This is a genomic window from Aquitalea pelogenes (genome assembly GCF_001515305.1).
GTDB classification, from domain to species: domain Bacteria; phylum Pseudomonadota; class Gammaproteobacteria; order Burkholderiales; family Chromobacteriaceae; genus Aquitalea; species Aquitalea pelogenes.
On sequence record NZ_LNQV01000011.1, the window covers coordinates 38,974 to 65,200 of the forward strand.

Genomic DNA, 26,227 nt, shown 5'->3' on the forward strand with positions numbered 1-26,227 from the left:
TTCCAGCCGTTCAGATAGTTAACTAGTTTCTAAGAGGAATGATATGAGCGATTTCCGCCAAGATTTTATCCGTTTTGCACTCGACAAGCAGGTTTTGAAATTTGGCGAGTTCATCACCAAGGCAGGGCGCAAATCGCCGTACTTCTTCAATGCCGGCCTGTTTAACGACGGCCTGTCCACCCTGCACCTGTCTCGCTTCTATGCCAAATCCATAATGGCGAGTAATATCGGGTTCGACATGCTGTTCGGACCGGCCTACAAGGGTATCATTCTGGCAGCCGGTGCCACCATGGCCATGGCCGAACAAGGCCGCAACGTTCCGTTTGCCTATAATCGCAAGGAAGCCAAGGATCACGGCGAAGGCGGCACGCTGGTTGGTGCCCCGCTGCAAGGCCGTGTCCTGATCATTGATGACGTGATTTCCGCCGGAACCTCGGTGCGCGAATCGGTTGAATTGATTCGTGCTGCAGGTGCCACCCCGGCCGGTGTTGCCATTGCGCTGGATCGCATGGAGCGCGGCACGGGCGAACTGTCTGCCGTACAGGAAGTGGCACAGCAATATGGCATGCCGGTGGTCGCCATTGCCACCCTCAAAGACCTGCTGGGCTTCCTTGAAGGCAGCCCGGAGCTGGCACAACATCTGGCTGCGGTACGTGACTACCGCGCCCAATATGGAGTGAATGACTAAATGACCAAGCACCTGCCCGCCCTGTTGATTCTGCTGAGTTGCGGTGCCGCCATGGCTGATGGCGGCCTGTACAAGTGGGTGGACGATGCGGGCAAGGTGCATTACAGCGATGCACCGCCCTTGCAGCACCAGAAGCAGGGCGTGGCAGAACTGAACCGTCAGGGCGTGGTACGCAAGCAGGCAGAAAGCGAGCAGGCACGTCAACAACGCGAAGCCAGCGAAGCCGTGCGCAAGCAGGAGCAGCAACGCCAGCTGGATAGCGCCCGCTATGACAAGAGTTTGCTGGAAAGCTATCGCAATGTGGACGAGCTGCGCCAGGATCGCGAAAAACAGCTGGGGATTCTGCAAGCCTCGCTGGATGCCCAGTATTCCCGCATGAAAACCCTGAACCTGCAGTTGCGCGACATGCTCAAGGAGCAAACTGTCAACCAGCAACAGCATCGTCCGGTGCCTGCCGGTCTGCAGCACAATATCCAGGTCATCCAGCAGGAACAGAAGGGCCTGGGCACACTGATCGCCACCAAACAGGCGGAATACAACAACGTGCGCCAGAAAATGCAGGAAGACATCGCGCGCTACCAACAGATCTCGCGTAGCAAGCAGTAAAGCAAAAAGCCGGACTAACCGGCTTTTTTCAATTCAGGAGCTGGCTCTTACTGACCACCGGCTTCCTTGCGTTTCCAGGCTTCATTCAATTGCTGGGTCTGCTGCTGCATTTGCTGTTTGGCAGCCGCGTCGGCACTGGTGGCCGCAGCCAGTTCATCTGTCGCCTTCTGTACTGCATTCTGGGCATCAAGCAAGCGCTGGTCGGCTTGCTGCTTGGCCGCTTGTGCCTGCTTGAGCCGCTCGGCGGCCTGCTCCTGTTGGTTGTTGGCCTGCTGGTAAGCCATCTGTGCCGACAGCAATTGTTCATCGACCGTCTGCGCCAATAGTGGCAGCGGTGCTGCCAGCAACAGTACAACAGCAAATTGTTTGATCATTGCCTGGGCCCTCTCACAGCCATGGTTGACCCCGTCATTATCCACACCACGGCCAGCCTTGACGACCCTGGCGTGCACCCGCCACAAAACAAAAGCCCGGTCATCTTGGCGACCGGGCTTTTGCTGATTCTGGTGGGTTGTGAGTGGCTCGAACACTCGACCTACGGATTAAGAGTCCGCTGCTCTACCAACTGAGCTAACAACCCGCATGAAGCGGTGGTGGGTCGGGCGAGATTCGAACTCGCGACCAACGGATTAAAAGTCCGCTGCTCTACCGGCTGAGCTACCGACCCGAGTCTTGCCATACAGCAAAACCGGAAAAACTGGTGGGTTGTGAGTGGCTCGAACACTCGACCTACGGATTAAGAGTCCGCTGCTCTACCAACTGAGCTAACAACCCGGATGAAACGTGGTGGGTCGGGCGAGATTCGAACTCGCGACCAACGGATTAAAAGTCCGCTGCTCTACCGGCTGAGCTACCGACCCACGAAAGAGTTCGCAACTATAATAAAACAGCCTTTTTCAGTCAATACTTTTACCGAATTAATTTGAAAAAACCGAGGCATAGACCCGAAATTCGTGCACATTCACCGGAACCTGACAATCAGCAAAGCAGTCGAAAATAATTGTCGCCCCGGCTCAGCACTCTCTTGAAACCACCTCGGAAGATACCCATGTCAGATAGGCAGGCAAGCCCTGTGCGACTGGCAATGCAATGATTTCCGGCACATCATACGGATGCAGGGCTTGCAAGCGCTGCTCCAGTGCGGCATAAGCCGCAGCAGTGGTTTTGATGAGCAAGGGATATTCGCTGCCTTCCTGCAGCGCACCCTCCCAGCGATACACCGCCTGACAGGGCGGAAGAATATTGACGCAGGCAGCCAACTGCTCCTGCACCAGAACATGGGCAATGTGTCTGGCCGTTGTTTCATCCGGCACATTGCAGAACACCATCAGACAATTCATACGGGTACCTCGATTCATGCGCGCAATTCTGTTGCTGTTACTGCTTTATCCCTTACTGGAAATCGCCACGCTGGTTACACTGGCCCACCATCTTGGTGGCGGGGTGGTCTTCCTGCTGGTCGTGGCCAGCAGCCTGCTGGGGATCTGGATGCTGCGCAACCAGAAACTGGGCGCACTGATCACCCTCACCAGCGTCGTGCGTCAGGGGCAGCAAGTTTCCCTGTATTCCTTGCTCTGGCCCTTGCGCTATGCACTGTCAGGCCTGCTGTTTGCCATTCCGGGCATTCTGAGTGATGTGCTGGCCATCTTGTTGCTGCTGCCATTCAAGGGGCCGAAGCTGAACACGATGGCAAATCCCGGCGCAATGGCCGATGATGTGATAGAAGGCGAGTTCAGCCGGGTTGACCCCAAGCGCAGTGACACGCAACGTCACCTGCCCTGAGGCCACACTCACTGGACATGTAGCAGCTTGAGCACGGCAGCTTCATCCAGCACCGTGTCAATGGAAACCACTTTGTGGCGACTCTTGTCACCGGCCTGCAGGCTGACCGCACGCTTGCCAACCGAAAAACAGTCTGCCAGCCAGGCCAGCAAGGCAGCATTGGCCTTGCCATCCACCGGTGGCGCGGCCAGACGGATTTTCAGGCAGTCGCCATGCTCACCGGCGACTTCGGTTTTTCTGGCGCCGGGCTGAACATGCAGCGTCAGACGCACGGTATTGCCGCTACAGACCAGCCAGGGTTTCATGGTGTATTTTTTCGCAAAATGGCAATTCTAGACGATCCGGGCCACATACTGGCAAACCGTCGTTCCGGAATGGCTACCAACAGGAGTTTGCATATGGATATCGGCATCAACGAACAAGACCGTCAAGACATTGCACATGGCCTTTCCCGGCTGCTGGCTGACACGTATACCCTGTACCTGAAAACCCACAACTTCCACTGGAACGTGACCGGGCCGATGTTCAACACCCTGCACCTGATGTTCGAAACCCAGTACAACGAATTGTCACTGGCTGTCGACCTGATTGCAGAGCGCATCCGTGCCCTTGGGCATTTTGCACCGGGCAGCTATGCCGACTATGCCAAGCTGACCGCCATTGCCGAAGCCAACGGCGTGCCCAAGGCCGAGGAAATGCTGGCCCAGCTGGTGGATGGCCATGAAATCCTCTGTCGCACCGCCCGCAGCATTTTCCCGCTGGCTGACCGCGCCTCGGACGAACCCACCGCTGACCTGCTGACCCAGCGCCTGCAAGTGCATGAAAAAACGGCCTGGATGCTGCGCAGCATGCTGGACAAATAAGTCCACGCATCATCCCGCCAACGCCGCGCCAGTCGCGGCGTTTTTCTTGCGGATGGCTGCTGCATGTTAAACTGCAGCAGACCTACGGAGCCTGCCGCACAACCATGACTGCCCATCTGCGCAACCCTGCCAGCCACAACCAGAAACTGACGCTGATCATCATGATCGCCGTTTCGGTACTGGCTCATGTCTTGCTGTTCGGTTCCAGCATGATTTCATGGGTCCGCCCGCTGCGACTGGCAGAAAGCCACACCATCAGCGTGAACCTGGCCAGCACGCCCAGCAAGAGCGCGCCGGACACCCACCGCCTGGGCACCGACAATAATCAGGGCAGTGGCAATACCACCGAAAAATTCCGCCAGGCCAGCCATCGCAATCTCAACGAACAGCCAACACCCGCCGCACAAGCGGCAGAGCCTGCCCAGGCCGCGCCACAGCAACGCCAGGTACATACCATCCGCAAAGCGGACAACAAGCAGGCCGCAACCTTGCCTGCCCCCAGTCCCGGTGACAACAGCAGCCCGCCAGCGGCAGTGAATGCAGCCGCATTGCTGGCACAGGTGGGCGAACTGAACAGTGTGCAACGGGGTGATGTGGCACTGAACGACAGTGCACAGGAGTCCGGTAGCAAAAACGGGAGTGGCGACAGTACCCACCGCTATGAATGGGCGCGCTACCAGACCGACTGGCGCTTGCGCATCGAACGGATCGGCAACCTGAATTATCCGGAAGAGGCTCGCCGCCAGAACGTTCATGGCTCGGTGACGCTGGAAGTGACCGTGGCCGCGGATGGCAGCCTGCTCAAATGCCGCATCCTGCGAGGTTCCGGACACAACGTACTGGATGAAGGTGCACGACGCATCGTCCAGATGAGTGCACCATTCAGTCCCTTCCCACCGGCACTGGCTCAGCAAGGTGCCAAAATCATCGTGCAAACCTTCGCCTTCACCCGCGACAACCAGCTTTCCAGCCATTAATGCAAGGATTCACCATGTTTGAAGTCAATCGCAGCATCGCCCTGATCCGTCCCCGGGCACCGTTTCTCGCATGGCTGCAACAATTGCCGGGCGATCTGGACGGCCAGCTGGAGCTCGACAGCCTTACCCGGGATTGCAACGCCCTGCTGATTCCGGCGGCGGACGATTATGAATCCGCCCACGATTTTGTGCTGCAACACTACCGCATGCTGTTTCAGGCCGAGCTGGCCGACTGGTGCGATGACGAAACACTGTGGCCGGAGCAACTGACACCGGCCCTGTTCCTGGAGTGGTTCGATGTTGAAATCCACTCCGTTCTTACCGATATGGTCGAGACGCCACTAGAGCGCGAGCCATTCGTTCCGCTGGACCTCAATGCCGAGGATTGAGACCCAGCATCACACCGAGGGGAAACACATGACACATGAAACAAATATCAAGGTCCGTGGTTATCACCTGGACCTGTACGGCCACGTCAACAACGCCCGTTACCTGGAATTCCTGGAAGAAGCCCGCTGGACTTTCTTTGAAGAACGCGGCGACCTGCCCTGGTTCCTGCAGTCCGGTCTGGCACTGGTGGTGGTCAACATCAATATCGACTACCGCTATCCGGCCACCATGGGCGATGCGCTGGCCATTGCCACCTCGGTCAAATCCATCGGCAGCCGCAGTGCAGTCATGCACCAGCGCGTCACCCTGGCAGGCACTGACAAGGTGGTGGCGGAAGCCGATGTCACCTTTGTAGTGTTTGACGCCAAGCAGAACAAGGCGGTGACACTTGAGGGACAATTGAAGGAACTCCTGCAATCCATGCTGGACCAATAGTGCCGGTTGCCCCACGCGTGTGGGGCTGCCGTTTTTCCACCTCCCGGATGACCCCGCATGAAGAAGGTTCTGCTCTCGCTCCTGGCCGTGGCCGTAGTCGGCCTGATTGCCTACACCACCCTGTTCGACCGCAATGCAGCACCGCAGGTCAGCTACACCTCGCTTGGCGGCCAGCACGCCGATACCACCTCGCTCAAGGGCAAGGTGGTGCTGGTGAATTTCTGGGCCACCAGTTGTTCGGGCTGTGTGGAAGAAATGCCGGAAATCAAGAAGCTGCACCAGCAGTATGGCAGCAAGGGCTTGCAGATCATGGCGGTCGCCATGAGCTATGACCCGCCCAACTACGTACAGGCTTTTGTACAGAAATACCAGCTGCCCTTCTTTGTCGCCCTGGATGGCGAAGGCAGCATTGCCAAGGCATTTGGTGACATCCAGCTGGCACCCACCACTTTCCTGATCGACAAGCAGGGCAATATCCTCAAACGCTATGTCGGGGTGATGGATTTCAAGGAAGTACACCAGATCCTGAACCAGCAACTGGGCGCCTGAACCCGGTCAGCAGAAAGCCCCGCCAAAGCGGGGCTTTCTGCTGCTTAGGCAGTGATTTGATGCGACTCTACTGGACCCGGCAAGGCCGGGCCTTTCGACTAAGCCATTTCTTCGGCAGCCTTCCCGTCCATTCCCCCCGCCCGGACCCCGTAAGGGTTGGCTTTCCTTACAGAAAGCGAGAGGCGTTTGCCAATAATCGCAACCGAGGTCCGGTCAACGCACCGCACATACCGGACAGGCCGGATCACGACCAAACTTCATCTGGCGGAATTCACCGCTCAGTGCATCGTACAGGGTCAGACGGCCAAGTACCGGTGCGCGGCCTGCCAGCAGTTTCACCGCTTCCACCGCCTGCAAGCTGCCGATTACTCCAACCAGCGGTGACAACACGCCAAAGGTCGCACACGGGCCATCAGATGCCTCGCCCTCCTCGGCAAACAGGCAGTGATAACAGGGTGAGCCGGCAACACGCGGATCAAACACCGCCAGCTGGCCGGCAAAGCGCACGGCCGCGCCAGATACCAGCGGCACCCCGGCAGCCACGCTGGCGCGGTTTACTGCATGGCGGGTGGCGAAATTGTCCGAACAATCCAGCAGCAGATCATGCGCTCGGGCTTCCTCCAGCAGGCGCGCGGCATCCAGCCGTTCACCCAGCGACCGCACGGAAATATCCGGGTTGAGTGCCAGCATGCGGGCACGGGCTGATTCAGCCTTGTTCTGCCCCAGTGAGGCCATATCGTGCACCACCTGGCGCTGCAGATTGCTCAGCTCCACCGCGTCGTCGTCGGCCAGCGTGATATGGCCGATACCGGCACTGGCCAGATACAGCGCCACCGGCGAGCCCAGCCCGCCGGCACCAATCACTAATACCCGCGCGGCAGCCAGCCGCTGCTGGCCTTCGATATCGATTTCCGGCAGCAGGATATGCCGGCTATAGCGCAGCAGCGCCGCATCGTTCAGATCTGTCATGAGGGTGAAGCTTAGTGAAATCAGTCGCCAGACGCCATAGTTCCTGCGAGCTAGCCGGAAAAACAAAACGCCAGCACGAAGCTGGCGTCTGGTTGGGCAAGCGGCGGATTATTCTTCCACCACCTTGCGGGCGAACTTGATGCCCAACTGCTTGAGCTTGCGATACAGGTGAGTGCGCTCCAGGCCCACTTTCTGTGCCACGCGGCTCATATTGCCGTTTTCCAGCGAGATGTGGTACTCGAAGTAACGACGCTCCAGCTGTTCACGCAACTCACGCAAAGGCATGTTGAAGTCGAAGCCGGACTCTTCCACCGGTTTTTCATGGCGGAACTGGGCCAGCACCTTGTTGACTTCCGGGGCGTCCACATCATCCGACTCGGAGGTCAGCGCCAGGCTCTTGATGATGCTGCGCAGCTGCTCCAGATTCCCCGGCCAATCATACTGACGCAGGGCATTCAGCGCCGCAGTGGTCAGTTTCTTGTTGGGGATCTGCCGTGACTCCACCAGCTCGATCAGGATCTGTTCGGCGATGAAGATGATGTCTTCCGCATGCTCACGCAGCGGCGGAATCGGCACGATCACGCTGGACAGTGCAGTCAGCAAACGGTTATCGCATTCCGGGTCCACCAGCAGTTCCTGCAAGGGACGGCTGCAGGAGCACAGCAGGCGCACATTGAAGCGATCCAGCTTGGACAGCAGGAACAGCAAACCTTGCTGCACCCGGCGGTTGTACTGGCCGATTTCCGGCAGGAACAACACGCCGTTATTCGCCTTTTGCAGCAACTCCAGCGGCGCATCAGCCAGTTGTTCCGGCTTGGCAGGCGTTACCCAGGGGGTATTGCCCTGATGGAAAAAGCGCGCCACCAGTTCGAAACCGGAGCCAGGCTCACCGGTCAGCAACACCGGCGACTTGACCTTGGCCACCCGCTCCAGCTGACGCTTGAGTTCCTGGATGGGTTCGCTGCGGCCCAGCTTGTCCAGGTTCAGCGAAGTATTGGCTTGCATGTCGCCATACTTCAGAGCCCGCTGTACGGTAGTCAGCAGTTTTTGCAGGGCAATCGGCTTTTCCAGGAAATCGAAAGCACCGATACGGGTGGCTTCCACCGCCGTATCAATACTGGCATGACCGGACATCATGACCACCGGCATGTTCAACTGGCCGGACTTGGCCCATTCCTTCAACAGTGTCACACCGTCGCAGTCGGGCATCCAGATATCCAGCAACACCAGCGCCGGACGTGTCTGGTTGCGCAACTGTCTGGCTACCTCGGCGTTTTCCGCCAGGGCAACCGTGTATCCCTCATCCTGCAGGATCTCCGAGAGCAGTTCACGAATCCCGATCTCGTCATCAACAATCAATATATCGCTGCTACGCATTAGGCCTCCAGCAATGGCAGGGTGAGAAGAATGCGCGCGCCGTGCTGCTCGCCATTCCCCAATGTGACCTGACCATGGTGTTCCTCCGCTATTTTCTTCACCACCGCCAGTCCCAGCCCCGTGCCCTTGGGCTTGCTGGTCACATAGGGCTCGAACGCGCGTGGCAGGAGCTCGGCAGGAAAGCCCGAACCGTTGTCCTGCACGCAGACGATCGCGTTTCTTCCTTCTTGTCGGCTGCTAATGTGAATCATCGGGATGTCAACGTCAAGGACCGCATCCTGTGCATTCTGCATCAGGTTATGCAATACCTGCCGCAGCAGTGCGGCATCCCCCATGATCATCAGCGGCCTTTCTTCCAGTTCAATCTTAACAGCCGGATTGGATTCGTACAGCGTACTTACCTCTCGCACCACCTGATTGAGATCAAGTTCACTGAGTTTGATGCGCGGTGCCCGGGCATAATCGCGGAAGGCATCCACCATGTTCTTCAGTGCCGCCACCTGCTTGATGATGGTGTCGGTAGAGCGTTTGAGCATGTCCGCATCGGCAGTTTCAAGCTTGGCGGAAAGCTTCATCGCCAGGCGCTCGGCCGACAGCTGGATGGGCGTGAGCGGATTGCGGATTTCATGCGCCAGCCGCTTGGCCACTTCGCCCCAGGCCGCATCCCGCTGCGCCCGCGCCAGCTCGGTAATGTCGTCGAACACCACAACATAACCGCTTCCGGAGCGTTCGGGCAAGCGGGCACCGCGTACCAGCAGGCTGCGCGCGCCCTGCCCGGTCATGTAGTCCAGCTGGGTTTGCCACTCTTCTTCCTGCTTGTTTTCACCATGCTGCAGCATGGTATCCACCAGGGGAATCAAGGCCGGTACCCGGGTGGACCACTGCTCTACCGGGTAGGGCACCAGCTCGGAAAAATCCACACCCAGAATGCGTCCGGCACTGGTATTGGCCGCGCGCAGCTGCCAGGCCGCATCCAGTGCAATCACCCCGGCGGAGAGATTGGCCAGAATACTTTCCAGGTAAAGCTTGCCGCTTTCCAGCGCCTGTTGGGTCTGGTTGGCCGTCTGGCGTGCTTCATCCAGCTGCTGGGTCATGCGGTTAAACAGCGTGGTGAGCATGCCCAGCTCGTCACGCCGGTATACCGGGTGGCGTTTGGAGAAGTCACCTTGCGCCACCGCACGCGTACCTGCGGCCAGCTCGGACAGCGGCGCGGACAGGCGTTCTGACAGAAACAGGGCAAATGCCAGCGCTGAGGTCAGGGCCAGCAGACAGGCTAGCGCCAGGGTGAGCATGTAGAAGGTTTTCAGGCCATCGCGCGACAACAGTAGCTGGTGGTATTCGGCACGCGCGGTTTCGATCTGCTCGGCATCGCGGGCAATGGATTGCGGCGCGGCCTGCACCACTTGCAACACGCGCCATTCGCCTTCCAGCGTGCGATAGGGCAGCAATACGCGTAAGGTGAGTCCGGCGGCGTCATTCTCCACCGATTTGCTGCCCTGCCGCAGCTTCAGGCCGCGCAGGGCATCGCGGGATGGGGCCTGCGGCAATTGCCGGGTATTGCTGCTGGCAAAGTTGAGCAGTTGTCCGGATTTGTTGAAGATGGCCACCTCGCGCAAACCCAGTTGTTCGCGCAGGCGCTCCAACCGGGACGGCAGCATCAGGGACGGCATGCCGTCAATATCGTCCAGCACCACGCGGCTCTTGCGGGCCACATCTTCCAGTACGTAGTTGAGCGCGCCCTTGCCCAGCTCCAGCCCGCGATCCAGCGCGGACTCTACCCGCACGTCAAACCAGCTTTCGATACTGCGCGTCAGGAATTGTGCGGAAATGGTGAACACCAGCATGCCCGGCACCAGGGCGACCATGGCAAACATCATCACCAGACGCTGGGTCAGCTTGGCACCGAACACCCGGCCCTTCACCCGCTGGCGCAGCCGCAAGAGCTGCCGCCCCACCACGGCCAGCAGGCCAACCAGCAACAGGCTGTTGAGCCCGAACACCCACCAGTAGTATTCCGCCAGCTTGGAGGCATTGCCGGTGGCAATGGCCAGCAGGTAGAGCATGATGGCCCCGAACGTCGCCAGCGCAATGGCGGCGTAGCGCATCAGCTAGCTTCTTTCATGGTGATGCTGGTCCAGTTGGAGGACAGGCTCCATTCGCCGGAGCCAAGGGCATTGAGCTGGAAGGGTTTGGGCAGCTCGCTGATATCCAGCACCAGTCGCACCCGGCCTGCCACGCTGCCGGGGTTGCGCGGATCGAGCGCACCGCTTTGCAGGACGCGCCAGTCCTGAATGGAACCCAGGGCACCCATGGCCTCGGACAGGGAGCGGTAATAATTTGAAAAACTGCCGATGGTGACGCGATAACGACTGGTCAGGGACTGATAGGACAGCTTGAACGTGAGGCTGGCGTGTGGCTCGAACCACTCTTTCAGATTGAGGTAATAGGCGGTACTGCGCGGCCGGGTCAGTTCGAACTCCAGCCGGAAGGTCAAGGTGACACCTTGTGCCAGCGCATCATTCAGGCTGCTGGATAACTTGGTCTGGAAGCGGGTGCTGAGCGAAAGCTGGCCATCTTGCGTCAGCTCGGCATCGGCACGCCGCGCCAGAATGCCATCGGCCTGCGCCGTGGGAACGGCACAGACCAGTAGCCATAACACCAGGCTAATGCTTCGCAAGCAGCGCGTAATAGAAACCGTCATGACGCTCACAGGGCAACAGTTGTTGCTGATTCAGGCATTCGGCATCGGCATGACGCGCCAGGAATGCAGCCAACTGCTGCTGATTTTCTTCCGGAAAAATCGAGCACGTAGCGTATAGCATTTTCCCGCCGGGCGCGAGTAGCCCCCATAGCGTGTCAACCATCTGCGCCTGCTGGGCAGCCAGGGTGGCAAAATCGCCCGGACGGCGCAGCCACTTGATGTCAGGATGACGGCGAACCACCCCGGAGGCCGAACAAGGCACATCGGCCAGAATGCGGTCGAACGGCTTGCCATCCCACCAGTCAGCCGCCTGCCCGGCATCGGCCGCGTGCAGGTTGGCGTGCAAGCCACCGCGCTGCAGGTTTTCCGCCACCCGTTGCAATCGCTGCGGGTCGATATCCAGCGCGGTCATCTCCACATCTGCCATTTCCAGCATATGACATGTTTTGCCACCCGGCGCGGCACAGGCATCCAGCACGCGCTGTCCGGCGTGCAGGTCCAGCAGGCGGGCAGCCTGCTGTGCGCCCCAGTCCTGTACCGACACCACGCCGTCAGCAAAGCCGGGCAGTTCGCGCACATTCACCGGCTTGTCCAGCAGGATGCCGCTGGCGTCATCCAGTGCTGTTGCCCCCATGCCCAGCGCTTCGAGCTGGGCCAGATAGGCGGCCACCGTGCTCTTGAGGACGTTAACGCGCAGCGTCATCGGCGGATGGCTGTTATTCCACTCCAGGATGGACGACCACTCTTGCGGGTAGGCCTGCTGGATGGCTTTCACCCACCAGCGCGGGTGATTGGTGGCAGCTTCCAGATCTTTCTGCGCCAGGCGCAGCATTTCCTCGCGCTGGCGCAAGAAGTTGCGCAGCACGCCATTAACCAGCGCCTTGAACTTGCCGCGGGCCAGCCGCTCTGCCAGCTTCACTGCCTCGTTGACGACGGCGTAATCGGCCGCGCGGGTGTATACCAGCTGATAGAAAGCCACCTGCAATACCCGCTCCAGCTGGGCATCCGGCAAGGCCTTGGGCACCAGGCGGCGCAACCAGAAGCGCAAGCGTGCCAGTTGACGCAGGCTGCCGTAGCAAATGTCCTGCAAGGCCGCGCGCTCTTGCGCAGTCAGGTCTGCGCTCTGGCGTTGTGCCTGGGCCAGCGCCTCGGTCAGGGTACGGCCGGATTCCACCTGGCCCAGCACTTCGGCGGCCAGTTGCTGTATGCGATGCATGTCAAAACCTTGAAATGGCAAACGGCGAGGACTGTGCTCTCGCCGTATGAAAACGGCCGGTATCCGTCTGGCGGTACCGGCCCGTGTGTTCGTTCAGATGCGCATGATACGTTCAGCCCACGCCGCGCGCCATAGCGTGCAAGCGGGCAATGCGCTCCTCGGTATGCGGGTGGGTACGGAACAACTCGCCCACATCCAGCCCGGCCAGCGGGTTGATGATCATCATCTGGGCGGTTTCCGGATGGGCCTGCGCAGTGGGCATGGCAATACCTTGAGCGTAGTACTCGATTTTCTGCAATGCACCCGCCAACGCGAGCGGATCGCCGGAAATTTCGGCTCCGCCGCGGTCTGCCTCGAATTCGCGGGCGCGGGAAATGGCCATCTGGATCAGGCTGGCCGCCAGCGGCGCCAGGATGGCCAGCAAGATGCCGGCCAGCGGATTGACCGGTCGACCGTTTTCGTCCCGCCCGCCAAAGAACATGGCAAAGTTGGCCAGCGCCGACACCGCACCGGCCATGGTGGCGCTGATGGTGGAAATCAGGGTGTCACGATGCCGCACATGGGCCAGCTCATGCGCCATCACGCCACGCAGCTCGCGATAGTCCAGCATGCGCATGATGCCCGTGGTGGCTGCGACGGCGGCATGTTCCGGGTCTCGCCCGGTGGCAAAGGCATTGGGTTGCTCTTCGTGGATGACGTAAACCCGTGGCATGGGCAGGCCGGCACGCTGTGCCAGCTCGGCCACCATGCCGTAAAACTCGGGTGCCGACCGGGCATCCACCTCCTGGGCGTTGTACATACGCAACACCATTTGGTCTGAATTCCAGTAGGCAAACAGATTCATCCCGCCAGCAAACAACAATGCCAGCATCAAGCCGTTCCGCCCCCCGATGAGGGCACCGATCACACCGAGAAAAGCGACAAACGCGGCCATCAGCATGGCCGTCTTGAACATATTGTTCATTTACCCTCCTTTTGCTGTGACCGTTGAAAGACGCTTACTGTCCCAGACGGGTTCCCGCCAGCGTGGCGCGGCCTGCGGCAAAGTCGCGTGCGCCCAGACGTTTGCCACCAGCAGCCTGCAGTTGCGTCAGCACCACTAGTCCCTCGCCACTGCCCACCACCACGCCATCGGCATCCGCACGCACCACCAGGCCAGGCTCGGCCTGACCGGTAATGGCATGGGCCTGCCACAGTTTCAGCGGCTCGCCAGCCAGCTGGGTAAAGGCACCCGGTGCCGGGTTGTAGGCACGGATGGCACGGGCAATGTCGGCGGCTGGCAGTTGCCAGTTCACCTCGGCTTCTGCCTTGGTCAGCTTGTGCGCGTAGGTGACGCCTTGTTCCGGCTGCGGCTGCGCATTCAGGCCATCCAGTGTCGCCAGGGTGCTGACAATGGCTTCGGCCCCGCACACAGCCAGCTTGTCATGCAGGCTGGCCGCGGTGTCGTCCTGGCTAATGGCCAGCGGGTGTACCGATAACATGGCACCGGTATCCAGCCCCACATCCATCTGCATGATGGTGATGCCGGTTTCACTATCGCCAGCCAGAATGGCGCGCTGAATGGGAGCGGCACCGCGCCAGCGCGGCAGCAAGGAGGCATGGATGTTCAGGCAACCACGCGGCGGAATGTCCAGCACCGCCTTGGGCAGCAGCAGGCCGTAGGCCGCCACCACCATCAGTTCGGCACCGATCTCCCGCAGCATGGCCTGGGCTTCGTCGGTCTTGAGCGATAGCGGCTGCTCCACCCGCAAGCCGTGTTCCAGCGCCACTTCCTTCACCGGACTGGGCTTGAGCTTCATGCCACGCCCGGCCGGACGGTCCGGCTGGGTCAGCACCAGGGCAATTTCATGACCGGCGGCCAGCAAGGCGCGCAGCGCGGCCGCGGCAAATTCCGGCGTACCGGCAAAAATCAGTTTCATCGTCAACCCGCAATCAGCAAGACAGGACGCGCCTGTCTTTATCAGCATCACCTGTCCGACCAGTACCGGACAGGTTCATTCATCACATATTCTGTTTTTCGCGCTTTTTCAGCTTGGTGCGAATCCGGCCTTGCTTGAGTTCGGACAGGTATTCGACAAACACCTTGCCATCCAGATGATCAATTTCATGCTGAATGCAAATGGCCAGCAAGCCGTCGGCTTCCAGTTCATACTGGGCACCGGTGGCATCCTGTGCACGCACCTTGACCCGCTCGGCCCGGGTAACCTTGTCGTAGATGCCGGGCACCGACAGGCAGCCTTCTTCGTATACGGTTTCACCTTCTTTTTCGATGATGACCGGGTTGATGAAGACACGGCGTTCGTTGTGGTCCTCGGAAATATCCATTACCACCAGCCGCTTGTGATAGTCCACCTGGGTGGCAGCCAGGCCGATACCCTTGGCCTCGTACATGGTTTCAAACATGTTGTCGATCTGGGTCTGCAAGGCAGCGTCAAAGGTCTCGACCGGCGTGGCCACGGTATGCAGACGCGCATCCGGATAATGCAAAATGTTCAGCAGCGCCATCGGTTTTATTGCTCCAAGTTGTCGTAATGCCATCAGCACGTCGATAATAGACATGTCTGACGCATGCTCGTTTGTCAAAGGAGCGCTCGCGGGCGCTCATTACACTCAATATTGGGGCACTTTTCATGCGTAAAAGTATTATATCGCTTGCTTTGGCTCTGGGACTGGCTCTCCCGGCTTTTTCCGACACCCTGACCATCAAGCCCGGCGCACCGGCGCGTTATACCGTGGTGAAGGGTGACACGCTGTGGGGTATTTCCGGCCGTTATCTCAAGAGCCCGTGGAAATGGCCCGCCTGTGGCAGATGAACAAGAGCGAAATCAAGAACCCGCACTGGATCTACCCGGGCGACGTACTGGTACTGACCTATGTCAACGGCCAACCGCGCCTGACGCTGGAAAAAGGCCGTCAGGGTGATGTACGCCTGTCGCCGCAGGTCCGCATGTCCGACATCGACAAGGCCATCGCCAGCATTCCGGCCAAGGCCATCGAGCCTTTCCTGTACCGTCCGCTGGTGGTGAACGAAGAAGAATTCCTGAGCTCGCCGCGCCTGGTGGCCGGTCCGGGAGAACGTCTGGCTTTTGGCTCTGGCGATCGCATTTTTGCCAATGGCGTTGCCAGCACCGGCACCTGGCAGGTGTACCGTGCCAGCAAGCCGCTGATTGATCCGGTTACCAAGGAAAACCTCGGCTACGAGGTGATGTATGGCGGTGATGCCGTGGTGGACAAGCTGGGCGAAGAAATCCAGACCATGCACCTGACCAAGGTGAACAGCGAGATTCTGGTAGGCGACCGCCTGATCAAGGCCCCCAGGGACCAGTTTGTCAGCTATGTACCGCATAGCCCGGATGCCAATATCCAGGGACAGATCATCTCGGTCTATGACGGTGTGGACGGCGCGGCCCAATACTCCAACGTAGTGATCAACCGTGGCAAACGTGAGCAGGTGGAACCGGGCGATGTGTTCAACATCGTCAAGAATGCCAAGCCGGTTACCCTGATCATGGCGGATGGAGAGAAAAAAGAAGTCACCCTGCCCGGTCAGAGCATTGGCAAGATCTTCATCTACCGCGTATTCGACAAGGTTTCCTATGGCCTGGTGCTGGACAGCACCGACGCGGCCAGCGTGGGGGATGTAGTCAACTCGCCGGAAAGCGAATGAGCCAGCTGAACGAAAACTGGCTGCTGCTGGCCCTGACACCGGGCATAGGCCCGGCCGGTTTTCTCAAGCTGATTGCCGCCTTTGGCTCCGCCAGCCATGTGCTGGCGGCCAGCACCGCACAAACCGCACCGCTGATCGGGCAGGACATCGCCCAGGCACTGCGCGAGAGACGTGCCGAGGCAGACGCCAAGGCGGCCCTCGCCTGGGCCGAACAAGAGAATTGCAGCCTGCTCAGCCTGCTGGATGACGATTACCCGCAAGCACTGGCAGAAACTGCCGCCCCGCCTCCGCTGCTGTTTGCCCGCGGGCAGCGCGCCTTGTTGCAACGTCCGATGCTGGCCATGGTAGGCAGCCGTAGTGCCACCCCGCCGGGCAAGCAGATCGCCGAGGACTTTGCCCGCCAGCTGTCCGCCCACGGTTACACCATCGTCAGTGGCCTCGCCAGTGGCATTGATGCCGCCGCACACCGTGGTGCCTTGCAGGAATCAGGCTCCACCATTGCCGTCATCGGCACCGGGATTGACCGGGTGTATCCGGCCAGCAACCGCGAGCTTGCCCATCAGATCGGCCGCTCAGGCCTGATTTTGTCGGAATTTCCGCTTGGTGCCGGTCCGGTTGCCGGCCATTTCCCGCGCCGCAACCGCATCATCGCAGGCTTGTCCCGCGGCTGCCTGGTCGTGGAAGCCAATATCAATTCCGGCTCGCTGATTACCGCCCGGCTGGCTGCGGAAAGCGGGCGCGAAGTCATGGCGGTTCCCGGTTCGATTCACAACCCGCAAGCGCGCGGCTGTCACCGCTTGCTGCGTGATGGTGCCCGCCTGATCGAAACCGTGGATGACGTGCTGGATGAAATCGGCCGTGTGTCTTCGCCCCCGATCACGCCGGCAGCAACAGCAGGGGAAAATCAGCCGGTGGACGACCCGATTCTGGCGATCATGGGCTTTGATCCGGTGAGCAGCGAGGCGCTGGCAACACAACTCGGGTTGACGCAGGGAGAGGTTTACGCGATGCTGCTGGAGCTGGAACTTGCCGGCAAGCTGACCAGCCTGCCCGGCGGACGGGTTCAGCGACTGGTCTGATCCGGACCAGTCCCTGTAGTAGTTCATTTGAAGAAGACCTGATGTTTGACGTTCTCACTTATTTGTTCGAGCAGTATCGTGATCCGGATGCCTTTGGCGACCGCGGCTCGCTGATGCGCCAGCTGGAAGCCGCCGGCTTCGAAGACGAAGAAATCAACGATGCACTCGACTGGCTGGACAATGTCGCCAATATGGTTGACGGCCTGTATGCCAGCGCGGATGACGCGGTGGGCATGCGCATTTACGCCGATGCCGAACTGGAACGCCTGCCCACCGATGTGCGCGGCCTGATCCAGTTTCTGGAAGATCATGGCGCGCTGTCGCCATCGCAGCGGGAAATGGTGATAGACCGGCTGTGCGAACTACCCGATGACGACATCAATGTCGGCTCGGCCAAGCTGGTGGCACTGATGGTGCTGTGGGCACAAAAAGCGGAACTGCCCATCCTGTTGGGTGAAGAACTGCTGGATGCCATTCATGGCGAACCCACCATGCAATGACTTGTCAGCGCTGGCGCTACGGGCTTACCATCCCGCCTCGCCTGACAGTTACGGCAGGGAATTTTTACAAGAGCGCCAATTGCGCTCTTGTTTTATTTGCGCTCTTGCTTTATTTGATAGATAGAACCGCTATCAACCGGATGTTTCCGGTACACACTGAAACGAAAACATGCCCTCCAGCCTCTTGATCGTTGAGTCGCCATCCAAGGCAAAAACGCTGAAGAAATACCTGGGACCGGACTTTGAAGTCCTGGCCTCCTACGGTCACGTGCGCGATCTGGTACCGAAAAACGGTGCGGTAGACCCTGAAAAGGGCTTCGCCATGAAATACCAGCTGATCGCCCGCAACAGCAAACACGTTGATGCCATCGTCAAGGCCGTGGCCGAAGTCGACCATGTCTACCTGGCAACTGACCCGGACCGCGAAGGCGAAGCCATTTCCTGGCACCTGGTACAAATCCTCAACAGCAAGAAGCTGCTGAAGGACAAGACCGCCCAGCGCGTGGTGTTCCACGAAATCACCAAGAATGCGGTGCTGGAAGCCATCGGCAACCCGCGCGAAGTGGCACAGGACCTGGTGGATGCCCAGCAGGCACGCCGGGCGCTGGACTATCTGGTGGGTTTCAACCTGTCGCCGCTGCTGTGGAAGAAAATCCGCCGTGGCCTGTCGGCAGGACGGGTGCAAAGCCCGGCGCTGCGCCTGATCTGCGAACGCGAGAACGAGATCAAGGCCTTTGTGCAGCAGGAATACTGGTCGGTACATCTGGATAGCCACAAGGGCCGTACCAAGTTTTCCGCCAAGCTGACCCAGCTTGCCGGCAAAAAGCTGGACCAGTTCGACATTCCCGGTGATGCCGAACACGCCGACATCCTGGCCCGTTTGCAAGACCAGCCGGCCACCGTCACCAGCATCGAGAAGAAAAAGAAGTCGCGCAGCCCCGCCGCGCCCTTCACCACTTCCACGCTGCAACAGGAAGCCGTGCGCAAGCTGGGCATGACCACCGACCGCACCATGCGTACCGCGCAGCAGCTGTATGAAGGTATCGACATCGGCCAGGGCACGGTCGGTCTGATCACCTACATGCGTACCGACTCGGTGGCACTGGCCAACGAAGCCGTTGAAGAAATCCGTACTTATATCGGCGACACCTTCAACAACGACTTCCTGCCGAAAAACCCGGTTGCCTACAAGAACAAGTCCAAGAACGCACAGGAAGCGCACGAGGCCATCCGCCCGACGTCCATCCTGCGTACGCCGGAATCGGTCAAGCCCTTCCTCACCACCGACCAGTTCAAGCTGTACGACATGGTGTGGAAGCGTACCCTGGCCTGCCAGATGGCTCCGGCCAAGTTTGACACCACCAGCGTGGACATCACCGTGGGTGAAGGCATTTTCCGCGCCAGCGGTCAGGTACAGACCTTTGCCGGCTTCCTGGCCGTGTACGAAGAAGACGTGGACGATGCCGAGGACGAGGACAACGCCAAGCTGCCGCTGCTGGAAGAAGGCGACAGCCTGCCGGTGGACAAGCTGTACGGTGAACAGCACTTCACCCAGCCGCCGCCGCGCTTCTCCGAAGCCAGTCTGGTGAAGGCACTGGAAGAATTCGGCATCGGCCGTCCGTCCACCTACGCCAGCATCATTTCCACGCTGAAAGACCGTGAGTACGTGATCCTGGACAAGAAACGCTTCTTGCCCACCGATACCGGCGACATCGTCAACAAGTTCCTGACTGAGCACTTCAGCCAGTACGTGGACTACAACTTCACCGCCAAGCTGGAAAACCAGCTGGACGATATCGCCAGCGGCCAGCGCGAGTGGGTGCCGGTGATGGACAGCTTCTGGAAGGGCTTCTCCAAGCAGATTGCCGAGAAGGAAAGCATCTCCCGCGCCGAAGTCACCACCGAGAGCCTGGACGAAGCCTGCCCGAAATGCAGCAAGCCCTTGTCGATCAAGTTTGGCAAGCGTGGCCGCTTCATTGCCTGTACCGGTTATCCGGACTGCGACTACACCCGCAATATCGGTGAAACCGCAGAGCAGGCGGCAGAAGAAGCCGAAGCCCCGACAGTGATCGAAGGCCGGGTCTGCCCGGACTGCGGTGGCGAACTGCACATCAAGAAAGGTCGTTACGGCAAGTTCATCGGCTGTGCCAACTACCCCAAGTGCAAGCACATCGAACCGCTGGAAAAGCCGCGTGACACCGGCGTGGAATGCCCGGAGTGCAAATCCGGTCACCTGATCGAGCGCAAGAGCCGCTACGGCAAGCTGTTCTACAGCTGCAACACCTACCCCAAGTGCAAGTACGCCACCTGGAACCCGCCGGTGGCAGAGCCCTGCCCGAAGTGCAACTGGCCGATTCTCACCATCAAGACCACAAAGCGTCGAGGTACCGAGAAAGTCTGCCCGCAGAAGGAATGCGGCTACAGCGAGGTGATTGCCCCGCCGGAAGCCAAGCCAGCGGAAGAGTAAATCGCCGCCAGCGGATTGCAGCAAATAACGCCACCTCCGGGTGGCGTTATTTTTTGACAATATCTTCTCGCTTTCCCGCAGGAAATCGAGGCTTACCTTTTCAATTGGCAGGGTAAGGGTGGGGAATAGGGAGTAGAAGGGAAGGCTGCGGAATCGATTAGTTAGCCGGAAGGCCCGGCTTTGCCGGGTCCTGCGCCAGCGCAACACATTGTTTTGTCAGCAGCCTGACGCCACCTCCGGGTGGCGTTGCTTTTTTGGCCATGGCAGCCAAACCATGCAAGCAGAGGCGCTACGCCATCAGCATTGGCAATGTGCTGATTTTATTAATCAAGTTCAGAAAAGCCGCCATATAATTCGGAAATCAGGCTAAACCGTAAACAGCTAAACAGTCTGAGGGCTCTTGCGACGGGCCACATCGTTTCCAAACCATACGCCGCCGCCATCACAGGCGGCGTTCGTCGTTTTACGGGCCACCCCCGGCAAAGCACACATCATGAAAACACACAGCAGCTTCTTTTTTACCGGCGCATCGGTACTGACTCTGTTTGGCCTCGTCAGTGGCCATTGGCTGATGCTTCCCATTGCCTTCCTGCTGGCATTCTGCGGCATGGTGGTGGCCGACCGCGAGCAACTGGCGGACATGGATGACCGTACCGCTGCCATGTTGCTGGTGCTGCCCAGCCAGCACCCGCTATTGCCGCTGGACCACTTCCACGGCAACGACCTGATGTTTTACCAGGCCGGCAGCCCGGTTTACCGCGTTTTGCAGGCCGATGGCGCCCGTTGGGAGCTGGTTGGCGAATACGGCAAGGTAGAAGACGATAGTGGCTGCATCCGCGTTTACCCGGGCTATCTGTACCGCCGCCAGCCTCACGTGACTGCTCAGGACTGATCCGTCCGCCGCCCTTCACCCTCGTGCTCGGTATCACGGATTTCCTTGCCCAGGAAAAAGTTGAGCGCGGTTCGCAGCACGGCAATGGCGGCCAGCTTGCCGATCTGGTCCCAGCTTGGCGCCACGGCGGTGGACAGGATGTCAGCCGCCAGTTGCAATTCCAGCGCCAGAGCCAGAAAGCGGGCAAAACTCAGCCGCACCGCATTGAACTGCGCCATGCCAGGCTCAAGGCAGCGCTGCAGGTAGCGCACCCCGGCCACCAGTACGCCAATGCCGATCACCACGGCACCGCTGGCTTCCACCGCCAGTTTCAGCCATTGCACCAGATTGAGCACCAGTTCTTCCACTCCGGATTCGGCAGGTGACAGCATGCGTTTTCCTTGTGCTTGTTGGGGAATGCCCAGCATACACACAAGGCGGACAAGAGACAGCTGCTGAGCGCCTGACCATGCAGGCAGCATGTTATGCTATCGGATTATCCAGCCTACCCCACAGCATGCTGTTACTGAAACTGACGCTGGTTCCTGCCTTTCTCTATCTGCTGGCTCTGGTGGCCCGCTACTGGGGGCCACAGCGCGCTGGCTGGATGGCCGGCCTGCCGGTGGTGGCCGGGCCCATCCTGTGGCTGCTGATGCGGGAACATGGCCCCGCCTTTGCTGCCAGTGCGGCACTGCAGGCCATTGCCGCCATTGCCGCCTCCGAGTTGTTCAACCTGATCTATGCCCGCCTGGCTGCCCGCCTTGCCTGGCCGCTGACGCTGATGTCTGCCCTGTGCGGCTGGCTAGCAGGGGCCTGTCTGCTGCAAAGCCTGATACTGACTCTCCCCGTCGCACTGCTCATGGCGGTACTGGCAGTGCTGATCAACAGCGTCTGCCTGCCCCGCCCGGCCCTGTCAGGCGTGGTGGCTGCGGTGAATGAAACCCTGGGCTTGCGTATGCTGGCCGCCGCCGTGCTGACCTTGCTGGTCAGCCTGGCCGCCAGTCATCTGGGGGCGCGCTGGAGTGGAATGCTGGCTGTCTTCCCGCTGCTGGCCGTGGTGATGGCGGTGGCAACCCAGCGGGCACAGGGGGTGGCCGCCACCCAGGCATTGTTGCGCGGCATGCTGCTGGGTCGGCTTGGCTTTGCCGGCTTTTGTCTGGCCTTGTGGCTCTTGCTGCCGCTGATGGACGGCAATCTGGCGTTCTTGCTGGCTGCCGCCACGGCCATTGGCTTGCAGCTGCTGTCACGCCGTTTGCTGGCAGCCTAGTGGCCGAACAACACCAGCGACCACATGGCCGCCAGGTTGATCAGGCCAAGCAACTGGGCCGCACTGCCCATGTCCTTGGCGCGCTTGGCCAGCGGGTGGCGCTCCAGTGAAGTGTGGTCCACTGCTGCCTCGATGGCGGAATTGAGCAGTTCGATCACCAGCGTGGCCAGCGAACTGGCCACCAGCAGCGCACGGGCCAGCGGGCTGGCCGGTACGATGAACAGGGCGGTGGGGATGAGGATGATGGCCAGCAAGGCCAGTTGGCGGAAGGCATCTTCATGGCGGAAGGCCGCCTTGATGCCGTCCAGCGAATAGCCGAAGGCGTTGATCAATCGGCGAATGCCGGTCTTGCCCTTGAACGGGCTTTCCTCATGCTTGCTCATGTCGGGTCCTGTGATTGCGCAGTGTCAGCCGGGTGGTGCCAGTCTGGCGAGCGGCATGTTAATCCCTGCACTCCGGTGCAGCAAGCCTGGCTTGCCAGATGGCCAGCGGCGATGGTGCCGCTGGCAGATGACAGGCTGATGGCAAGGCTTAATGTGCGGTGGCGCGTTCCAGTGCGTCGATGTACAGGCCGGCAACGTTCAGGCCGGTCTGATCCATGATTTCGCGGAAGCAGGTGGGGCTGGTGACATTCACTTCGGTCAGGTAATTGCCGATGACATCCAGACCGGCCAGCAGGATGCCGCGCTTTTTCAGCTCCGGGCCCACTGCTTCGGCAATTTCGCGGTCACGGGCACTCAGCGGTCGGGCTTCACCACGACCACCGGCTGCCAGGTTGCCACGCGTTTCACCGGCGGCCGGAATACGTGCCAGGCAGTAGTCCACCGGCACGCCGTCAATCACCAGCACGCGCTTGTCGCCATCGCGGATTTCCGGAATGTAACGCTGGGCCATGATGGTGCGCTTGCCGCGCAGGGTGATGGTTTCCAGAATCACCGACAGGTTGGGGTCGTTCGGGGTCACCCGGAAAATGCTGTCGCCACCCATGCTGTCCAGCGGCTTGAGAATCACATCCAGATGCTGGCGGATAAAGGCTTTCAGGCGCGGGGTTTCACCGGTGATCATGGTGGGGGCGGTCAGCTCCGGGAAATTCAGGATGGCCAGCTTTTCGTTGAAATCACGCAGGGCCTGACCGCTGGTGAATACCTTGACGCCCTGTGCTTCGGCCAGCGTGAACAGCTGCGAGGCATACAGGTATTCCATGTCGAACGGCGGGTCCTTGCGCATCACCACCGCATTGAAGGCGGTCAGCGGCTGGCGATGCACATCATCCAGCTTGTACCAGGCCGGGTGATCGCCCTTGCGCTCATCGGTGACGGTAAGGCCTCGGGCATCCACCAGCAGACGGCCGCCCTCTACCGACAGCTGGTGCGCCTGGGCATAGCTGATGGCATGACCGCGTCGCGCCGCCTCTTCCATCATGGCAAAGGTGGTGTCCTTGTAAATCTTGAACTGTTCCAGCGGGTCGGCGATGAACAGGATACGCATGCTGCTCTCCAGAGTTGGGGGCGGCCAGCTGGGGCCGTCGGATTCATTGATGATAGTAGGCGTCCAGCGCATAGCGCCGGGTCGATGTTTTCCAGCGGCCATTGACCAGGGTTTCGCGGGTGACGCGTACCTGTTTGCCTTCCGGGTCCTGCGCGTCCTCAATCAGCCGCTCCACGACCTGCAAATGGTGGCGGGCGTCGAACTGGTAATCGGTGGTTTCGTGGTAACAGCAGCCGCTCTTGGCAAAGGTACGCAGCCGCTTGCGCTTGGCATCCACCTGGAACAGGCCCAGGTTTTCTTCGGTCAGCGTTGATAATTCATCATTGAGCACAAATTGCTGGCGGGCCGTGTCGTACAGGTAAACCCGGTAGGTGGGGCCGCCATAGGGGCCGTCATTACCGTTTTGCACTGCGAAATCGGCATGACCGTCGAAGTCGAAATCGGCCGCGTTGATCACCCCCTGCAAATCATACAGCCGCGCGGTATTGACCAGCGGCTTGCCATTGTCGCCACGCGCCATGTAGACATTGTCCAGCCGCAGCTGCTGGATACGCTGCTGGCTGCGCTGGTCGATGATGTTGATGATGGCCGGGCCTTCGGCTGCCCAGTCACGCTCGCCCCAGTCGAGCAGCGTGATGTCAAAGCGGTATGCCGGCATGGCATTGTCGATTTGCTGACGGACCAGCTGCGCGTGCTGCAATTGCGCCAGCCGCTCTTTATAGACACTTTGCAGACAACTGGCATCCGCCTTGCACTCGGCTCGCGGGCCAGCCAGCCACTGGCGCTGGTTATCTTGCAGCAGGCCTTGCTGATTGTGCTGCCGGTAGGCGGCAGCCACTTGCTCGTCCAGCGCAGAGAGTTCCGGCTGGCGGCAGATGGCCTGCTCGGTGGCTGTTGCCGCCTTGCTGCAGTCGAAGCTTGCCCCTGTCGCCAGCATCGGCAACAGAAGCGGCAGCCACAGCAGCAAGCGGCGCAAGGTCGGCATGGACTCAGTCGCGCTCGGGGTCGGTGTTTTCCAGCTCCAGCGAAGCGGCCAGCAGCGCCAGACGGGCAATCACGCCGTAGGCGTAGAAGCGGTTGGGCGCACAGTCCGGCGAGCCGTGCTTGTCGGGCAGGCAGGGGGTTTCGAACGACAGCGGTACAAACTGCATGCCCGGTGCGTTGAGGTTTTCGTCAATGCCACGGCCGGTATGCACGCGGTAGAAACCACCGGTGACAAAGCGGTCCATCATGTACACCACCGGCTCGGCCACCGCATCATCCACGGTTTCGAAGGTGTACACACCTTCCTGCACGATGACTTGGGAAACTTCCAGCCCTTCTTTCACCACCGACATCTTGTTGCGCGCCTTGCGGTTCAGCCCGATGACTTCTTCCGGGCTCTTCACGCTCATCACGCCCATGCCATAGGTGCCGGCATCGGCCTTGACGATGACGAAGGGGTCGTTCTTGATGCCGTATTCACGGTATTTCAGCTTGATCTTGTCCAGCGTGCCGGCCACGGCTTCGGCCAGCGCGTCCTCGCCCTGGCGGGCATGGAAATCCAGCCCGCTACAGTTGACGAAGTAGGGATTGATCATCCACGGATCGATGGAAATCAGCTGGGCAAACTGGTCGGCCACCTGATCGTAAGCGGTGAAGTGGTTGCTCTTGCGGCGCACCGCCCAGCCGGCATGCAGCGGCGGCAGCAGGTTTTGTTCCAGGTCCTTCAGGATGTCGGGAATGCCACCGGACAGATCGTTATTCAGCAACACCACGCAGGGGTTGAAGCCATCGGCCAGCCGCAGGCGGTTGCCCTGGCGCAGGATGGGTTCGAGCTTGACGATGTCGCCACCAGCGCTGGTCAGCTCGGTGACTTCGGTAATTTCCGGGTTCAGCGTACCCAGGCGCACCCTCAGACCGGCTTGCTCGAAAATATGCACCAGCGTGGCCACATTTTGCAGATAGAAGGTATTGCGGGTGTGGTTTTCCGGAATCAGCAGGATGCTGCGTGCTTCCGGACAAACCTTCTCCACCGCAGCCTGCGCCGCCTGGATGGATAGCGGCAGGAAGTCCGGATTCAGGTTGTTGTGTCCGCCAGGGAACAGGTTCATGTCTACCGGGGCCAGCTTGAAACCGCTGTTGCGCAGGTCAACCGAGCCGTAAAACGGTGCGGCATGGTTATGCCACTGACTGCGGAACCAGTGCTCGATATGGGGTTGGGCGGTCAGGATGCGGCTTTCCAGCTCCAGCAACGGGCCGGTCAATGCGGTGGACAGATGTGGGACGGTCATGGGCTCCCCTAGGCGTCGGATGACTTGCGAGTAATTGGTCTATGGTGGGGGTTGGCCTTGGG

The 26,227-nt window shown here is 60.0% G+C and carries 31 protein-coding genes and 4 tRNA genes; 15 read left to right on the plus strand and 20 right to left on the minus strand.

Features of this window, described 5'->3' with window-relative positions; genetic code table 11:
* Positions 1-43: 43 nt before the first annotated feature.
* The gene (pyrE, locus tag AWT75_RS06585) at positions 44-688 is read left to right on the plus strand and encodes an orotate phosphoribosyltransferase (RefSeq protein ID WP_062788363.1); all 645 of its coding nucleotides are present in this window, start codon (positions 44-46) and stop codon (positions 686-688) included.
* Positions 689-1,294, plus strand: a complete 606-nt coding sequence (locus AWT75_RS06590) for a DUF4124 domain-containing protein (protein ID WP_062788365.1) — start codon at positions 689-691, stop codon at positions 1,292-1,294. It abuts the gene before it with no gap.
* Positions 1,295-1,341: 47 nt separating this feature from the next.
* Here AWT75_RS06590 and AWT75_RS06595 read toward each other — a convergent pair whose 3' ends face one another.
* From AWT75_RS06595 to cutA, 6 genes are all read right to left on the minus strand, one after another.
* Positions 1,342-1,668, minus strand: a complete 327-nt coding sequence (locus AWT75_RS06595) for a hypothetical protein (protein WP_062788367.1) — start codon at positions 1,666-1,668, stop codon at positions 1,342-1,344.
* A 130-nt stretch (positions 1,669-1,798) separates the two neighbouring features.
* Positions 1,799-1,874 (minus strand) — tRNA-Lys (locus AWT75_RS06600).
* 11 nt (positions 1,875-1,885) lie between these two features.
* A tRNA-Lys gene (locus tag AWT75_RS06605) sits at positions 1,886-1,961 on the minus strand.
* A gap of 31 nt (positions 1,962-1,992) precedes the next feature.
* Positions 1,993-2,068: transfer RNA gene (locus AWT75_RS06610), tRNA-Lys, on the minus strand.
* Between the two features lie 10 nt (positions 2,069-2,078).
* Positions 2,079-2,154: transfer RNA gene (locus AWT75_RS06615), tRNA-Lys, on the minus strand.
* A 153-nt stretch (positions 2,155-2,307) separates the two neighbouring features.
* Positions 2,308-2,652, minus strand: coding sequence for a divalent-cation tolerance protein CutA (gene cutA / locus AWT75_RS06620; protein ID WP_062788369.1), 345 nt, complete (start codon positions 2,650-2,652; stop codon positions 2,308-2,310).
* On the opposite strand from cutA, the gene AWT75_RS06625 reads away from it, so the two are divergent.
* A complete protein-coding gene (locus AWT75_RS06625) occupies positions 2,651-3,076 on the plus strand; it encodes an FxsA family protein (RefSeq protein WP_045846390.1) in 426 nt (141 codons plus the stop codon). The two genes, cutA and AWT75_RS06625, sit on opposite strands and share 2 nt — an antisense overlap.
* 8 nt (positions 3,077-3,084) lie before the next feature.
* On the opposite strand, the gene AWT75_RS06630 is transcribed toward AWT75_RS06625, so the two are convergent.
* Positions 3,085-3,381 carry a DUF167 domain-containing protein gene (locus AWT75_RS06630; RefSeq protein ID WP_045846391.1) on the minus strand — a complete coding sequence of 99 codons (297 nt, stop codon included), beginning with the start codon at positions 3,379-3,381 and terminating at the stop codon, positions 3,085-3,087.
* A 93-nt stretch (positions 3,382-3,474) separates the two neighbouring features.
* Between AWT75_RS06630 and AWT75_RS06635 the strand changes: the two genes are divergently transcribed.
* From AWT75_RS06635 to AWT75_RS06655, 5 genes are all read left to right on the plus strand, one after another.
* Positions 3,475-3,939: a Dps family protein gene (locus AWT75_RS06635; protein WP_062788372.1), complete on the plus strand. Its 465-nt coding sequence runs from the start codon at positions 3,475-3,477 to the stop codon at positions 3,937-3,939.
* Between the two features lie 104 nt (positions 3,940-4,043).
* Positions 4,044-4,916, plus strand: a complete 873-nt coding sequence (locus AWT75_RS06640) for an energy transducer TonB (RefSeq protein ID WP_062788374.1) — start codon at positions 4,044-4,046, stop codon at positions 4,914-4,916.
* Positions 4,917-4,930: 14 nt separating this feature from the next.
* Complete coding sequence (locus AWT75_RS06645; RefSeq protein WP_045846394.1) at positions 4,931-5,305, plus strand: hypothetical protein; 375 nt, start codon at positions 4,931-4,933, stop codon at positions 5,303-5,305.
* Positions 5,306-5,333: 28 nt separating this feature from the next.
* Positions 5,334-5,741 carry an acyl-CoA thioesterase gene (locus tag AWT75_RS06650; protein WP_045846395.1) on the plus strand — a complete coding sequence of 136 codons (408 nt, stop codon included), beginning with the start codon at positions 5,334-5,336 and terminating at the stop codon, positions 5,739-5,741.
* Between the two features lie 57 nt (positions 5,742-5,798).
* Positions 5,799-6,290 carry a TlpA disulfide reductase family protein gene (locus AWT75_RS06655; RefSeq protein ID WP_045846396.1) on the plus strand — a complete coding sequence of 164 codons (492 nt, stop codon included), beginning with the start codon at positions 5,799-5,801 and terminating at the stop codon, positions 6,288-6,290.
* Between the two features lie 213 nt (positions 6,291-6,503).
* Here AWT75_RS06655 and AWT75_RS06660 read toward each other — a convergent pair whose 3' ends face one another.
* From AWT75_RS06660 to def, 8 genes are all read right to left on the minus strand, one after another.
* Positions 6,504-7,259 carry a HesA/MoeB/ThiF family protein gene (locus AWT75_RS06660; protein ID WP_062788377.1) on the minus strand — a complete coding sequence of 252 codons (756 nt, stop codon included), beginning with the start codon at positions 7,257-7,259 and terminating at the stop codon, positions 6,504-6,506.
* Positions 7,260-7,367: 108 nt separating this feature from the next.
* Positions 7,368-8,636, minus strand: coding sequence for a sigma-54-dependent transcriptional regulator (locus AWT75_RS06665; RefSeq protein WP_045846398.1), 1,269 nt, complete (start codon positions 8,634-8,636; stop codon positions 7,368-7,370).
* Positions 8,636-10,741, minus strand: a complete 2,106-nt coding sequence (locus AWT75_RS06670) for a sensor histidine kinase (protein WP_062788380.1) — start codon at positions 10,739-10,741, stop codon at positions 8,636-8,638. The genes AWT75_RS06665 and AWT75_RS06670 overlap by 1 nt, the downstream gene beginning before the upstream one ends.
* On the minus strand, positions 10,741-11,295 hold the full coding sequence (locus AWT75_RS06675; protein ID WP_239689491.1) for a DUF4390 domain-containing protein: 555 nt from the start codon (positions 11,293-11,295) through the stop codon (positions 10,741-10,743). The genes AWT75_RS06670 and AWT75_RS06675 overlap by 1 nt, the downstream gene beginning before the upstream one ends.
* Before the next feature lie 4 nt (positions 11,296-11,299).
* The gene (rsmB, locus tag AWT75_RS06680; RefSeq protein WP_062788384.1) at positions 11,300-12,553 is read right to left on the minus strand and encodes a 16S rRNA (cytosine(967)-C(5))-methyltransferase RsmB; all 1,254 of its coding nucleotides are present in this window, start codon (positions 12,551-12,553) and stop codon (positions 11,300-11,302) included.
* A gap of 112 nt (positions 12,554-12,665) precedes the next feature.
* Positions 12,666-13,517 (minus strand): zinc metalloprotease HtpX, encoded by an 852-nt coding sequence (gene htpX, locus AWT75_RS06685; RefSeq protein WP_062788386.1) that lies wholly within the window; start codon positions 13,515-13,517, stop codon positions 12,666-12,668.
* A gap of 34 nt (positions 13,518-13,551) precedes the next feature.
* Entirely contained in the window at positions 13,552-14,472 is a 921-nt protein-coding gene (gene fmt / locus AWT75_RS06690) for a methionyl-tRNA formyltransferase (protein WP_062788388.1), read from the minus strand.
* 82 nt (positions 14,473-14,554) lie between these two features.
* Positions 14,555-15,058: a peptide deformylase gene (gene def, locus AWT75_RS06695; RefSeq protein WP_045846404.1), complete on the minus strand. Its 504-nt coding sequence runs from the start codon at positions 15,056-15,058 to the stop codon at positions 14,555-14,557.
* 125 nt (positions 15,059-15,183) lie between these two features.
* Here def and AWT75_RS22705 point away from each other — a divergent pair, with 125 nt between their 5' ends.
* The 6 genes from AWT75_RS22705 (at position 15,184) to AWT75_RS06720 (ending at position 21,158) form a co-directional block, all read left to right on the plus strand.
* Positions 15,184-15,366, plus strand: a complete 183-nt coding sequence (locus tag AWT75_RS22705) for a LysM peptidoglycan-binding domain-containing protein (RefSeq protein ID WP_239689492.1) — start codon at positions 15,184-15,186, stop codon at positions 15,364-15,366.
* Complete coding sequence (locus tag AWT75_RS06700; protein ID WP_275575695.1) at positions 15,345-16,220, plus strand: LysM peptidoglycan-binding domain-containing protein; 876 nt, start codon at positions 15,345-15,347, stop codon at positions 16,218-16,220. The genes AWT75_RS22705 and AWT75_RS06700 overlap by 22 nt, the downstream gene beginning before the upstream one ends.
* The gene (gene dprA, locus AWT75_RS06705) at positions 16,217-17,299 is read left to right on the plus strand and encodes a DNA-processing protein DprA (RefSeq protein ID WP_062788390.1); all 1,083 of its coding nucleotides are present in this window, start codon (positions 16,217-16,219) and stop codon (positions 17,297-17,299) included. Before AWT75_RS06700 ends, dprA begins: the two co-directional genes overlap by 4 nt.
* A gap of 41 nt (positions 17,300-17,340) precedes the next feature.
* Entirely contained in the window at positions 17,341-17,799 is a 459-nt protein-coding gene (locus AWT75_RS06710) for a Smg family protein (protein WP_045846407.1), read from the plus strand.
* A 169-nt stretch (positions 17,800-17,968) separates the two neighbouring features.
* Positions 17,969-20,266: a type I DNA topoisomerase gene (gene topA, locus AWT75_RS06715; RefSeq protein WP_045846408.1), complete on the plus strand. Its 2,298-nt coding sequence runs from the start codon at positions 17,969-17,971 to the stop codon at positions 20,264-20,266.
* Positions 20,267-20,759: 493 nt separating this feature from the next.
* Positions 20,760-21,158, plus strand: a complete 399-nt coding sequence (locus AWT75_RS06720) for a hypothetical protein (protein ID WP_062788392.1) — start codon at positions 20,760-20,762, stop codon at positions 21,156-21,158.
* Here AWT75_RS06720 and AWT75_RS06725 read toward each other — a convergent pair.
* Entirely contained in the window at positions 21,149-21,529 is a 381-nt protein-coding gene (locus AWT75_RS06725; protein ID WP_082695987.1) for a DUF1622 domain-containing protein, read from the minus strand. The two genes, AWT75_RS06720 and AWT75_RS06725, sit on opposite strands and share 10 nt — an antisense overlap.
* Before the next feature lie 125 nt (positions 21,530-21,654).
* On the opposite strand from AWT75_RS06725, the gene AWT75_RS06730 reads away from it, so the two are divergent.
* Positions 21,655-22,404, plus strand: a complete 750-nt coding sequence (locus AWT75_RS06730; protein ID WP_062788396.1) for a hypothetical protein — start codon at positions 21,655-21,657, stop codon at positions 22,402-22,404.
* On the opposite strand, the gene AWT75_RS06735 is transcribed toward AWT75_RS06730, so the two are convergent.
* The 4 genes from AWT75_RS06735 to gshA all read right to left on the minus strand — a co-directional run bounded on the left by AWT75_RS06735 (position 22,401) and on the right by gshA (position 26,165).
* On the minus strand, positions 22,401-22,787 hold the full coding sequence (locus tag AWT75_RS06735) for a diacylglycerol kinase (RefSeq protein ID WP_045846412.1): 387 nt from the start codon (positions 22,785-22,787) through the stop codon (positions 22,401-22,403). The genes AWT75_RS06730 and AWT75_RS06735 overlap by 4 nt on opposite strands.
* Before the next feature lie 148 nt (positions 22,788-22,935).
* Positions 22,936-23,892 carry a glutathione synthase gene (gene gshB, locus AWT75_RS06740; RefSeq protein ID WP_062788398.1) on the minus strand — a complete coding sequence of 319 codons (957 nt, stop codon included), beginning with the start codon at positions 23,890-23,892 and terminating at the stop codon, positions 22,936-22,938.
* Positions 23,893-23,935: 43 nt separating this feature from the next.
* Positions 23,936-24,877, minus strand: a complete 942-nt coding sequence (locus AWT75_RS06745) for an XAC2610-related protein (protein WP_062788400.1) — start codon at positions 24,875-24,877, stop codon at positions 23,936-23,938.
* Positions 24,878-24,881: 4 nt separating this feature from the next.
* Positions 24,882-26,165, minus strand: a complete 1,284-nt coding sequence (gshA, locus tag AWT75_RS06750) for a glutamate--cysteine ligase (RefSeq protein ID WP_062788402.1) — start codon at positions 26,163-26,165, stop codon at positions 24,882-24,884.
* Positions 26,166-26,227: the final 62 nt, after the last annotated feature.